General features: G+C 67.2%; 9 protein-coding genes. 3 read left to right on the top strand and 6 right to left on the bottom strand.

Annotated elements, in window-relative coordinates; translation table 11 throughout:
• Positions 1-4: 4 nt before the first annotated feature.
• The 3 genes from BLT16_RS17570 to BLT16_RS17560 form a co-directional block, all read right to left on the bottom strand.
• A complete protein-coding gene (locus BLT16_RS17570; RefSeq protein WP_089659916.1) occupies positions 5-325 on the bottom strand; it encodes a hypothetical protein in 321 nt (106 codons plus the stop codon).
• A gap of 51 nt (positions 326-376) precedes the next feature.
• Complete coding sequence (locus tag BLT16_RS17565; protein WP_089659915.1) at positions 377-793, bottom strand: gamma-glutamylcyclotransferase family protein; 417 nt, start codon at positions 791-793, stop codon at positions 377-379.
• 132 nt (positions 794-925) lie between these two features.
• Positions 926-1,789 (bottom strand): SDR family oxidoreductase, encoded by an 864-nt coding sequence (locus BLT16_RS17560; RefSeq protein ID WP_089659913.1) that lies wholly within the window; start codon positions 1,787-1,789, stop codon positions 926-928.
• A gap of 193 nt (positions 1,790-1,982) precedes the next feature.
• Here BLT16_RS17560 and BLT16_RS17555 point away from each other — a divergent pair, with 193 nt between their 5' ends.
• Complete coding sequence (locus BLT16_RS17555; protein WP_089659912.1) at positions 1,983-3,410, top strand: Glu/Leu/Phe/Val family dehydrogenase; 1,428 nt, start codon at positions 1,983-1,985, stop codon at positions 3,408-3,410.
• A 72-nt stretch (positions 3,411-3,482) separates the two neighbouring features.
• Here BLT16_RS17555 and BLT16_RS17550 read toward each other — a convergent pair whose 3' ends face one another.
• The 3 genes from BLT16_RS17550 to BLT16_RS17540 are packed head-to-tail and all read right to left on the bottom strand — an operon-like array spanning position 3,483 to position 8,969.
• Positions 3,483-4,352, bottom strand: coding sequence for an alpha/beta fold hydrolase (locus BLT16_RS17550; protein ID WP_089659910.1), 870 nt, complete (start codon positions 4,350-4,352; stop codon positions 3,483-3,485).
• Positions 4,353-4,398: 46 nt separating this feature from the next.
• Positions 4,399-7,713, bottom strand: a complete 3,315-nt coding sequence (locus BLT16_RS17545) for an AAA family ATPase (protein ID WP_089659908.1) — start codon at positions 7,711-7,713, stop codon at positions 4,399-4,401.
• A complete protein-coding gene (locus tag BLT16_RS17540) occupies positions 7,710-8,969 on the bottom strand; it encodes an exonuclease SbcCD subunit D (protein ID WP_089659906.1) in 1,260 nt (419 codons plus the stop codon). The genes BLT16_RS17545 and BLT16_RS17540 overlap by 4 nt, the downstream gene beginning before the upstream one ends.
• 287 nt (positions 8,970-9,256) lie before the next feature.
• Here BLT16_RS17540 and BLT16_RS17535 point away from each other — a divergent pair, with 287 nt between their 5' ends.
• Both BLT16_RS17535 and BLT16_RS17530 read left to right on the top strand, forming a co-directional pair.
• Entirely contained in the window at positions 9,257-10,222 is a 966-nt protein-coding gene (locus BLT16_RS17535) for a TAXI family TRAP transporter solute-binding subunit (RefSeq protein ID WP_422717936.1), read from the top strand.
• Between the two features lie 136 nt (positions 10,223-10,358).
• Positions 10,359-12,312: TRAP transporter permease (locus BLT16_RS17530; protein ID WP_089659969.1), on the top strand; the 1,954-nt coding region annotated here is incomplete at its 3' end.

Here is a 12,312-nt window from a genome sequence, read left to right as displayed (position 1 = left end):
CGCTTCAATTACCTGTGCCGATGCTCAAGCGCAGCGCCTGCAGGCCGTCTAGCTCCAGTCGCACCTCATCCGAGAAGACCGGATGGCCGATTACGCGAATATCCAGGCTGGCCTCGGCGCCACGATAGCGGACGTCTGTGGATAAGCGGGTATCCGTCGTGAGCGGAGCCAGCGGGCCATAGGCGACGCGCTCAACCTCCAGCGCGGTGAGCCCGCGCGCCTCCAGCTGCTGCTCGATGGCCTGTGTCGCGGCCATCCCGTAGTAGACATAAAGCCCGCCGTAGGCCAGCCCGGCGAGCACGATCAACGATAGAAAACGACCCATGGGTTCCTCCTGATGGGATAGCCGGTTCGGCGACTGGCCTGATAATGGCGTTTATACCACGCCGTGACGCTTGGCAGAGTGCCCGGGCTGCCAGGCGCCCTCGCGGATTGCCGGGCAGCCGCTGACATCGTGATTATAGAGGTAGAGCCATGCGGGGCCCTGAGCCGTGGTATAGACGACTCGCTCGAAGTCGCCCTGCTTGGGCGTGCGCACGCGATGGTCCTCGAGGTGGTCGAGTCCGGCCATCAATTGGGCGTCAACCCGGAATATCTCTACCTCGACACCCCGCGAGGGCTGCGCCTTGGCGCCGGGGTAGGGACCCAGATCGTAGAGGGTGATCGAGGACAACCGGTCGCTGCCGAGAAACGCGGCGCCCTCCATCCAGTGATGATTGCGCAGACCGCGCTTCAGGGTGCCGTAGACGGCCACCAGAGGGGTGTGGGCAACGGCAAGCACCGGGGTGTGCATGAGGTGTCTCCGTAACGCTGGATGTTGCGGCATATTCTACTCTCTGCGTCGGCAGCTGCCACGACAAGCGCACCGACGGCGAGCTTCTTTCTTGATCGTGTCCTGGGCATTTCCGATGAGAGCCAACCGCTCTTACTCCCGTTCATCCCGCGTCGAGCGCAGCAGCACGCGGTCCATGCCGCGGGTGCTGAGCACCCGCTTGAGCGCTGCAAAGAGATGGGTGGGCACGGTCACCGCGTAGCGGGGCTTCGGGCGGCGGCTCTCCAGGGCGTGGATCAGTTTGTCGACCACGGCTTCGGGGCCGAGGGTGAAGGGCGCCTTGCCCTCCTGGCTGGCCAGGCGGGCTTCCACCTTGCGGTAGGTGTCGGCATGGGCGCTGTGGGTGGTGTCGATATTGGCCTTGAACGCCTGGTAGGCGTTCTCGCGGAAGCGGCTGGCGATGGGGCCGGGCTGGATCAGGCTGATATGGATGCCGCTGCCGGTCAGCTCCTGGCGCAGGGTGTCGGTGAGGCCTTCGAGGGCGAACTTGGAGCAGATATAGGCGCCGCGGTAGGGCAGGGCGGCGAAGCCCAGCACCGAGCTGTTGTGGACGATGCGGCCATGACCCTGGGCGCGCATCATCGGCAGTACTCGGGCGGTGAGCTCGTGGGTGCCGAGCAGGTTGGTCTCCAGCTGTTCGCGCAGTACCGCACGGGTCAAATCCTCCACGGCGCCGGGCTGGCCGTAGGCGCCGTTGTTGAACAGCGCCGTTAGCCGCCCTTTGGTGCGCGCCTGTACCGCTGCCACCGCGGCCTCGATGGAGGCGCTGTCGGCCAGGTCCAGCGGTAGCGCCTCGAAGCCCTCCTCCTCTAGCCGGGTGACATCCGCCGCCGCCCGGGCGGTGGCGAAGACCCGCCAGCCTCGCTTGGCCAGCGCGTGGGCCGCGGCATGGCCGATGCCGCTGGAGCAGCCGGTGATCAGTATGCTGCGCGTAGGCGTCTCGGGGGCGTCTGGCATCCTCGTCTCCTCGTGCTGATGGGCTGCATGATGCGGTTAGCAGGGCTGCGCGCGCAACATCGTGAGGTCCGGGTGATCCCTGGGCGCCTTCGTGTCAGCGTGCATCGAGTTGCTAGACTGGCGGAGGAAAACGAGGCATTCCCGTGTTTCAACGTTGAATGCCGACCAAGAAGAACGGCCATGGAGGCGCAGAATGAGTGACACCAAGTACGCTCAGCAGGGCATGACATTCCGCCAAAGCGTGGAGCATATGGTGGATCATGCCATCGAGATCATGGGACTGGACGAGGGCATCGGCAACGCCATGAAGGTGTGCCAGAGCGTGGTCCAGGTCTCCTTTCCGGTAGAAATCAACGGCAAGGCAGAGATCTTTACCGGCTGGCGGGCCACCCACAGCGATCACCGGTTGCCGTCGAAAGGGGGGATTCGTTTTGCGCCGATCGTCGACCAGGATGAGGTGGAGGCCCTGGCGGCGCTGATGACTTACAAGTGCGCCATCGTCGATGTGCCGTTTGGCGGCTCCAAGGGTGGCTTGGTGATCGATCCGCGCCAATATGAGCGCCATCAACTGGAGGCGATCACCCGCCGCTTCGCCCGTGAACTGATCCTCAAGGGCTATCTGAGCCCGGCCCAGAACGTGCCGGCCCCGGATATGGGCACCGGGCCCCGCGAGATGGGCTGGATGGTGGATACCTACCGCCAGATGTTCCCCAACGACATCAACTATATGGGCGCGCTGACCGGCAAGCCGGTGGAGCATGGCGGGGTGCGCGGGCGCAACGAGGCCACCGGTCGCGGGGTGCAGTACGCGCTGCGTGAGCTGTTCCGCCATCCCGAGGAGCTCGAGCGCTGCGGCCTGTCCGGCAGCCTCGCCGGCAAGCGGGTGATCGTCCAGGGCCTGGGCAACGTCGGCTATCATGCCGCTCACTTCCTGGAGACCGAGGACGACTGCCTGATCACTGCGATCATCGAGCGCGATGGGGCGGTGGTGAATGCGGATGGCCTGGACGTCAGCGCGGTGCGCGAGCACATCGCCGAGACCGGCGGGGTCAAGGGCTTCGCCGGTGGCGAATATCGCGAGGATGGCACTGCAGTGCTGGAGATGGCCTGCGATATCCTGATTCCGGCGGCACTCGAGGGCGTGATCACCGCCGACAATGCCGAGCGTATCCAGGCGTCGTTGATCGCCGAGGCGGCCAATGGCCCGGTGACCTTTGCCGCCGACAAAATCCTTCAGGAGCGTGGCGTGGAAATCCTGCCGGACGCCTACTGCAACGCTGGCGGGGTGGTGGTCTCCTACTTCGAGTGGATCCGTAACCTCAACCACGTGCGTTTCGGTCGCCTGGAGCGGCGTTTCCACGAGGCCAGGGGCGAGCAGATCATTGCTGCCATCGAAGACGCCTCGGGCGTCGAGGTGCCCGAACACCTGCGCCAGAAGCTGGCGCGCGGGGCTGATGAGTTCGACCTGGTGCGTTCGGGGCTGGACGACTCCATGCGCCTGGCGCTGCAGTCGATCATCGCGGTGCGCCGCGACAATCCCAAGATTCACGATTACCGCATGGCGGCCTACGCCATCGCCATCGAGAAGGTCGCCCGCCACTACCGCGATATCGGCTTCTGAACGGCTTCACCTGTGGCGCGGGCGAGGTCGGTCAAGTGTTTACCAACCTCGCCCGCATGGTGGCGTTGAGGCTCATGGTGGCGTGCCGATCATCCGCTCCAGCTCACGGTTGAAGGCCGCCGGCTTGGCCATGTGCAGGAAGTGGTCGCTATCCTCCATGATCACGGCGTCGAACTCCGGCAACAGCTGGCGGTTGGCGTCGATGTCGGTAGGCCACAGGTCGGCATTGATGGCCACCACAGGGAAGGTCAGCGCTGCGAACTGCTGGGCCGCTTCGCCATCGGCATGCCGCGACAGCATCTCCTGCATGGCGCTAATCGCCACCTCGGGCGATGCGGCAGCCATATCCTGCACGACCCAGTCGCGTAGCGTGGCATCGGTGCCGTCGCTGAACATTGAGGCCACGAACTGGCGTGCGGCCGGGGCGAAGTCCTGCTGGAGCGGTTCCAGCAGTTCGTCGCGCTGCTCCTCGCTGACGTCCGCGGCCACGTCGTGGAAGGTGTCGACGCCGATGATGCCGATGACGCGCTCGGGCATCAGGTGGGCCGCTTCGACGCTGACCGGCCCGCCCATGGAGTGGCCGACCAGGATCGCTTGCTCCACCTCCAGGTCGTCCAGTACCGCCTTCACGTCCTCGCCGAAGGCCGGCAGGGTGTAGGCCTCGCGCCCCTGGCCAGAGTGGCCATGTCCGGCAAGGTCGACCGTCACCACGCGATGGCGCTGAGCAAAGTGCGGCAGTTGCCCGCGCCAGTAGCGCCCGTCGCCGCTCCAGCCATGGATGAAGACCAGCGTCGGCTCGCCGCTGCCCTGCACCTCGTAGGCAATCGGCACGCCGTCCGCCGAGTCGGCCATGCGCGGCCAGTTGACCTCGGCCGCCAGCACTTGGGCGGCAAACGCCAGCAGCAGCAACAGACCCGCGCCGTATACTGCAACTCTGCTCATGATGACCTCCCTCGCGTGTTGGTGACCCTTGCAGCATAGATGTGAGTCATGTGTTGACCAGCCTGGCCCGGCTGGTGCCGTTGCCCAGTGGCTCGACCTGGATCTGTACCGGGATGCGTTCGTGCATCTCCTGCACGTGGGAGATCACGCCGACGCGACGGCCCAGCGCCTGTAGGCCGTCGAGGGCTTCCATGGCCAGCGCCAGTGACTGAGGGTCGAGGCTGCCGAAGCCTTCGTCGATGAACAGCGACTCGATCACCAGCTCGCCGGAGGCCATGGAGGCGAGCCCCAGGGCCAGCGCCAGCGAGACCAGAAAGGTCTCGCCGCCGGAGAGCGAGTGCACCGAGCGCCGCTCGTCGGCCATGTCGTGGTCTTCGACCAGCAGGCCCAGCGGCGAACCGCCACGCACCAGGCGGTAGCGGCGGCTCAGCCCGTTGAGATGCAGGTTGGCGTGCTCCAGCAGCTGCTCGAGGTTATAGGCCTGGGCGATACGTCGGAACAGCTTGCCGTCGGCGGAGCCGATCAGCTCGCTGATCTGACCCCAGCGGCGGTATTCGGCGCGTGCGGCGTCCAGTTCGCGCTGGCCGGCCTGCTGCCGCTCGCGGCGGCGGTCATCGTCGCGCAGGGCGTGCAGGGCGTCATCGCGCTCTTGCTGGGCGGCATTTAGCCTCGGTTCGAGGGTTGCCTGGGTGTCATCGAGCGCCTTGCGGCGCCGCTGGATCTCGGCCTCGGTGGCCGTCGTCAGCAGGGCGCTCTCTCCTTCATCTTCAGTCTCGTCGTCGATCAGGTTCTGGCCATGGCGATGGTCGAGCAGTGCCAGGCGCCGCTCGGCGAGGGTGGCGGCGGCATGCTGGCGGGCCTGGTCGGCGGCCCCGATGCGCTGCTCCTCGGCGCGGGCGTCGTCGTCGTGCTGCGCCAGAAGCCGCGTGAGGGTGGCGTCGTCCAGCTTGGGGTGAGCGCTGCGCCAGGTGTCGAGTTCCTGATTGAGCGAGGCCTGCTCCTGTCGCAGCCTGTCGAGCTGCTCAGCTGCGTAGGTCACCTGCTGATCGAGCCGCTGGCGTGTCTGCTCGGCGCTATGCTGCTTGGCGAGTGCTTGGTCGCGGGCCTGGCGGGCGCTCTCCTGGCGGGCGTCGAGCTGCTGCTGCCAGGCGTCCGGCGTGGGGTGATCGCCGAGCCGCTCGGCCAGCTCCTGGGCCAGCGACTCGCGCTGCTCGCGTAGCGGCGGCAGCTGCTGTGTTACGTCGGCCAGCTGCTTGTCGGCGCTGGCCTTTTCGGCTTCCAGACGGGTCAGCGTCAGCTTCCCTTGAGTGAGGGCCTCCTCGAGCGGTGCCAGTTCGGCCTCGGCATGAGCCAGCTGATCGAGGATCTGGCGCTCGCGCTGGCGGCGCGTCTCGCTGGTGTCTCGCTGGGCGTGCAGCCAGGCGTCGCGCTCGGCCTCGCTGACGGCGGCCAGTTCGGCGTACAGCGGATGCTCTTCCAGCGCCGAGCGGGCGCTGGCCAGACGGCGATCGGTCTCGTCCTGCTCCTTTAGACCCTGGGCGAGGGCGGCCTCTACGGCGCGATACTCACCGAGCAGGCTGTCGCACTGCTGCTGGGCGGTGTCGCGCGCCTGTCGGGCGTCACTCAGCTGGCGCGCCTCTTCCGCTTCCTGGGCGGCGAGCTGAGCGGCCTCTGGCGTCGCGGGCGGTTGCTGGCGCCAGGGGTGGTCGCGTCCGCCGCATACCGGGCAGGGCTCGCCTTGCTGCAGGTTCTCGCGCAGTCGCGCCACGCTGTCGCTGCGCACGGCGCGGCTGCGTTCGATCAGTGCGCTGACGCTCGCGAGATGACCCTCGGCCTGGTCGAGACGCTGGCGCGCGGCCTGGCCATCGGTGAGCAGCTGATCGCGGCTCGCCTGGTGCGTCTGTATCTGCTCGGCGAGCCGATGCTGGGCGAGGTGGGTGCGGCCGAACTCCTGCCAGCGGCTGGTCAGTTCGCCGAGTGCCAGCTGACGCTGGGCGGCGTTGTCGTGGGCCTGCTGCGCGGCCTGGCGAGCCTCGTCCAGGCGCGAGTGAGTGCCTACCAACCGCTTGAGCGCCGCCTGCCAGTCGTCGCGCTGGCGCTGGCGAGCCTGCTGGGACTGACTGGCCTGGCGGTACGCTTCGGCGAGGGCGTCGGCCCGGGTCTGCTGCTGCTGGCGGGTCGTGTCCAGATCGGCGAGCTGCTTGTCCAGGGTGGCCAGCCGCTGGGCCTGTTCGCGGGCCTCGCTCAGCGCGGGGTCGGCCTGGCGGCGGGCGTTACTGGCGTCAGTAAGCGCTTGCTCGGCCTGCGAGAGTGTCGTGGCGGCGTTGCTCTGTTCGCTGTGCGCCGCGTCCAGCGCCTGTTGCGTCTCGGCGTGGGTCGCCTCTAGGGTGGCGATCTCGCCGGGTAGCGCGGCCTGACGGGCGAGTGCGTGGCGGCGCGGGGCGATCAGTTGGCGCCACTCGCGGTCGGCGCGCTGCTGGGCGAGCGCCTGCCATGCCGCTTCGGCCGACTGCTGTTGCGCCAGACCTTGGCGATGGGCCTGTTGCAGGCGGTCGTCGTCATCGTGCCAGCGCTGCCGGGCCTGGAGCGACTCTGCCTGGTTTTGCAGGTGAGTAAGCGCTTGCTGGGTGGCCTCGGCGGTACGCTCGAGCACGGCACGGGCCTCGGGCTCGGCGGGCAGGTCGTCGGCGAGCCGCGCTTGCAGGGCATCGACAGCCTGCTTGGCGTGATGGGCGCGGCGGTAGGCGGCAATCGAGATCTGCGAGTACTCGGCGGTGCCGGTGAGGCGTTCGAGCAGGTCGCTGCGCTCGTTGTCATCAGCCTTGAGGAAGGCGGCGAACTCGCTCTGGGCCAGCAGTACGGCGCGGGTGAACTGGTCGAAGCTGAGACCCAGGCGCTCGGGAAGCAGGCGGTCGAACTCGCGTTTCTGGGTGGTCAGCAGGCGGTCGTCGTCGAGGTCGCGCAGCGACTGCTCGGCGGCCTGCAGGCGCCCGCTGGCCTTCTCGCGGGCGCGACGCACCGCCCAGCGGGCGCGGTAGCGGCGCCCGTCGCGGCCGAGAAAGTCGACCTCGGCATGGCCGCTAGCGGTACCGCGGCGCAGCAGCGTTCGCGGGTCGGCGGTGTTGAGCGTTTCGCCCTCCACGTCGGGCAGCGAGGCGTCGCGCACTGGCGCCTGGCGCAGCCGCGGGGTGCTGCCGTAGAGCGCCAGGCACAGCGCATCGAGCAGGGTGCTTTTGCCGGCCCCGGTAGGACCGGTGATGGCAAACAGCCCGGCGTCGCGCAGCGGCGCGGCGGTGAAGTCGAGCTCGAGGGGGCCGGGCAGCGAGGCCAGGTTGGCGAGGCGCAGGGCGAGGATCTTCATGGCCGTGGCTCCTCGTCGTCGCTATCCAGCACCTCCTGCAGCAGCTGGTCGAGGTCGGCCATCACCGCCTCGCCGGGGGGCTCGCCCCAGCGCGCTTGCCAGGTGCGCTCGAAGAGCTTGCGTGGTCCCAGGCTCTCGAGGTCGACCCGTGCCGTGTCGGCCTGCTCGGCGACCCGTGGCAGGCGTCGCTCGAGCCGCAGCAGGCGCAGGGATTTGCCGTCCAGGGCGGCGTCTACCTGGGCGCGCAGGTCGGGAATCGGCGCCTCGAGCTCGACGCGTACCTCCAGCCAGGGCCAGCGCTCCCGGGCCAGCGCAGGGTCATCCTCCAGGGCTTCTAGTTCGGCGAGCACCTTTTCAAGGGGCGCCGGGCCGATGCGCAGCATGGCTACCGGGCGCGGCACGCGAATCGCCTCGCTGGCCGTCAGACTGTCGCCGTCGAGGGTGACCTCGACCACCTGGTGGGGGTAGTCGACCTCGCTGAAGTCCAGCGGCAGGGGGCTGCCGCTGTAGCGGATGCGCGCCTCGCCGACCTGCTGGGCGCGGTGCAGATGGCCGAGGGCAACATAGGCGATCTCGGTGGGGAACAGCGACGCCGGGATCGACTCTTCGCCGCCGATCACGATGGGCCGCTCGCTGGCTTCCGACACCGCCGCGCCGTGCAGGTGGGCGTGGCTCATGGCCACCAGCGCCTGGCCGGGCTGGCGCTTGTCGCGGGCTGCAGCAATCAACTGCTGGTGCACCCGTTCGATGCCGGCCACATAGTCGTTGCGCGCGTTCTCTGGGGCTGCCGCGTCGGCTGCACCACCGGTGACCTCGGCGGGACGCAGAAAGGGCAGCGCCAGACACCAGGCGCAGGTTACGCCGTCGCCATCGGTGAGCGGCACCAACAGGTGCTCGGCGTCGAGGGTGCCGTCATCCAGCCAGCTCACCCGGCCCAGGGCGTGGGTGCGCAGACGTTTCATCAGCGCTGCCGGGAGCTCGATGCGGTTGCCGCTATCGTGGTTGCCGGCGATCAGTACGATATCGAGCATCGGCAGCCGCTGGTGAGCGGACACGATGAAGTCGTAGAGCAGCTCCTGGGCGCGCAGTGAGGGGTTGACCACATCGAACAGGTCGCCTGCCACCAGCAGGGCATCGGCCTGGCGTGCGACGAGGGTGTCGAGCAGCCAGGTCAGGAAGGCGCGATGCTCGGCGTGGCGCTCCTGACCGTGGAAACTCTGGCCGAGGTGCCAGTCGGCGGTGTGGATCAGCTTCACGGTGGCTCCTGGACGGTGACACGAAGGCTCGATGATAGCGTCTGGAGGCGTTGGCTGCAGTGTCTGGATCACCGCTTATGAGCGCGGCTGTCATGCGGACGCCTCGGTGGCGAAGCGCCCTAATCCATTAGTCGCAAAAACTCCCTGACGCTTTGCACCGGGCTTTCTGCGCCGCTACGCTAGATGTTGTACATTTACAAAGACTTGTACAATTAATTGGATTTTGCCTCCGCAGACACTGCATCCCGCAAAACAACAACTGGAGTACGCTTGTGAAACGATTTGCACTGCTTCCCCTAGCTGCCGCTACCGTGATGATGGCGACTGCCACCCAAGCCGTTGCTGACCGCGACGGCTGGCCGTCCAGCTTCACCATGGGTACTGCCAGCCAGGGCGGCACCTACTATATCTACGGCTCCGGCTGGGCCAACCTGATCGCCGACGAACTGGGCGATATTTCCGGCGGCGGTGAAGTCACCGGCGGTCCGACCCAGAACCTGGCGCTGGTCCATAACGGCGATATCTCCTTCGGCATGGCCACCATGGGGCCGGCCACCGATGCGGTAAACGGCGAGAGCCCGTTGGCGCCGGGCGTGCCAATGGACAACGTCTGTGCCATCTTCCCGATGTACGAGACGCCGTTCTCGATTACTGCGCTCTCCGATACCGGGATCACCGCCATCTCCGAGATTCCTGACGGCGCGCGCATCGGTTTCGGCCCCTCTGGCTCGACCTCCGACACCTACTTCCCGGCCATCCTCGAAGAGCTGGGCATCGACTTCGAGCGCCGTAACGGCGGCTGGACCGACCTCGGTGGCCAGCTCCAGGATGGCCTGCTCGACGTCATCGCCTTCGCTGCGGGCATCCCGATCCCAGCGGTCAGCCAGCTCGAGGTGCAGACCGACGTCAATATCATCGAGTTCACCGAAGAAGAGCAGCAGGCCGCCATCGATGCCTTCCCGGTCTCCGAGTTCATGATCCCGGCCGACACCTACGAGACCCTCGAGGAAGACGCCCGCGCCGTGTCGATGTGGAACTTCGCTATCGCCGGCTGCGACCTGCCGGAGGACTTCGTCTACGAAGTCACGCGCATCACCATGGAGAACAACGACAAGATGATGGACGTGCACCGCAGTGCTGCCACTACCATCCCCGAGAACGTCGTGCACAACGATGTGATGCCGTTCCATCCGGGTGCCGCACGCTGGTTCAACGAGAACGGCTACGAGATCGATGACGACATGATCAACTAAGCGCTTGGGTTGATTGCGATACTCGGCCGCTCACCGCGAGGTGGGCGGCCATTTTGTCTATTGTGAACTCATGCGCCGTCGGGTGAGTGACGCCAAGACGGGCAGCGCCGTCGCATGATGCCTGGAGGTGACGCTGATGAGCGATAACGACAAGACCCCGCCTGCGGGACGCGGTGCTGATGAGGCGCCCGACAACAATGACTCGGATCTGGTGGTCGGTGGCGTCGACGAAGAGGTCATCGAGTCCAACCGTCGGCTGTTTGCCGGCTGGCAGTGGACGCTGTTCGGCGGCCTGGCCGTGGCCTATTCGCTGTTCCACCTGATCACCCTCAACGTGCTGCCGATGGAGACCTGGTCGTACCGGGTGATCCACATCGCCGGCGCCTTGATTCTCGGCTACGGCCTCTACACCGGCGGCCGTTTCGCCGCCGACACCCACCAGGCCGCCCCCCGCTGGCAAACCTGGGTCTCCGGACTGCTGATGCTGCCGGCGCTCTACGCGCTGCTGCAGACCGTCCTGATGTGGCGCGCCATCGAGGGCGGTGCCCAGCGCATCGAGCCGCACATCGAGGCCTGGCACTACGGCTACCCGCTGATCCTGGCCACCGCCGGCGCCATCGTGATGTCGTGGTGCTACCGCCAGGTGCGCGAGAAGTGCGCCCTGCCGGATGTGGTGCTGATGGTCTGTGCGCTGGCCAGTGCCGGTTATTTCCTGGTCATCTACAACACCCCGCTGCGCATGTCGACCGGCACCTCCTTCGCGCCGATGGGCATCTCCTATGCGGCCATCGCCGGCTCGCTGCTGATTCTCGAGATGACCCGCCGGGTCACCGGCAATGCGCTGGTGATCATTTCGCTGGTGTTCCTGCTCTACGTCTGGGGCGGGCCCTACCTGCCCGGCTTCCTCGGCTACCCGGGCCTCTCGGTGGGGCGCTTCTTCAGCCAGGTGTATACCGACGCCGGGATCCTCGGCCCGACCACCGCGGTGTCGTCGACCTATATCATCCTGTTCATCATCTTCGCCGCCTTCCTGCAGGCCTCCAAGGTCGGCGACTACTTCGTCAACTTCGCCTTCGCCGCCGCCGGCCGCGCCCGCGGTGGCCCGGCCAAGGTGTCGATCTTCGCCTCCGGTCTGATGGGCATGATCAACGGCACCAGCGCCGGTAACGTGGTCTCCACCGGCTCGCTGACCATCCCGCTGATGAAGAAGGTCGGCTATCCGGCGCGCAGCGCCGGGGCGATCGAGGCCGCGGCCTCCAGCGGCGGCCAGATCATGCCGCCGATCATGGGCGCCGGCGCCTTCATCATGGCCGAGATCACCGGCATCCCCTACCGCGAGATCGCCGTGGCGGCCCTGATTCCCGCCGCGCTCTACTTCCTGTCGGTCTACTGCATGGTCGACTTCGAGGCAGCGCGCAAGGGCATGCGCGGCATGCGCAAGGACGAGATCCCGCAGTTCCGCCGCCTGGTCAAGCAGGTCTACCTGTTCGCCCCGATCATCATCCTGATCGCCGCGCTGTTCATGGGCTACTCGGTGATCCGTGCCGGTACCCTGGCGACCGCCTCGGCGGCGGTGGTCAGCTGGCTGTCGCCGCACAAGATGGGGATCCGCGCGATCCTCAAGGCACTGCAGCTGGCCGGCACCATGTCGATCCAGATCATCGTGGTGTGCGCCTGCGCCGGCCTGATCGTCGGGGTGATCTCGCTGACCGGGGTCGGCGCGCGCTTCTCGTCGCTGCTGCTCGGCCTGGCCGGGGTCAGCCAGCTGCTGGCGCTGTTCTTCGCCATGTGCATCTCGATCCTGCTGGGCATGGGCATGCCGACCACGGCGGCCTATGCGGTGGCCGCCTCGGTGGTCGCGCCGGGCCTGATCGGCATCGGCATCCAGCCGCTGGTGGCGCACTTCTTCGTGTTCTACTTCGCGGTGATGTCGGCGATCACCCCGCCGGTGGCGCTGGCCGCCTACGCCGCCTCGGGGATCTCCGGGGCCAACGCCATGGAGACCTCGACCACCTCGTTCAAGATCGGGCTGGCGGCCTTTATCGTGCCGTTCATGTTCTTCTACAGCCCGGCGATCCTGATGGAGGGCA

This window comes from Franzmannia pantelleriensis (assembly GCF_900102875.1).
Classification (GTDB): domain Bacteria; phylum Pseudomonadota; class Gammaproteobacteria; order Pseudomonadales; family Halomonadaceae; genus Franzmannia; species Franzmannia pantelleriensis.
This window is presented reverse-complemented; position numbering and strand designations above follow the sequence as displayed.

Excerpts from the sequence above, each read along its gene's own strand:
- BLT16_RS17555 (WP_089659912.1), top strand. The coding sequence starts at position 1,983 with ATGAGTGACACCAAGTACGCTCAGCAGGGCATGACATTCCGCCAAAGC.
- BLT16_RS17565 (WP_089659915.1), bottom strand. The coding sequence starts at position 793 with ATGCACACCCCGGTGCTTGCCGTTGCCCACACCCCTCTGGTGGCCGTC.
- BLT16_RS17545 (WP_089659908.1), bottom strand. The coding sequence starts at position 7,713 with ATGAAGATCCTCGCCCTGCGCCTCGCCAACCTGGCCTCGCTGCCCGGC.
- BLT16_RS17550 (WP_089659910.1), bottom strand. The coding sequence starts at position 4,352 with ATGAGCAGAGTTGCAGTATACGGCGCGGGTCTGTTGCTGCTGCTGGCG.
- BLT16_RS17560 (WP_089659913.1), bottom strand. The coding sequence starts at position 1,789 with ATGCCAGACGCCCCCGAGACGCCTACGCGCAGCATACTGATCACCGGC.
- BLT16_RS17570 (WP_089659916.1), bottom strand. The coding sequence starts at position 325 with ATGGGTCGTTTTCTATCGTTGATCGTGCTCGCCGGGCTGGCCTACGGC.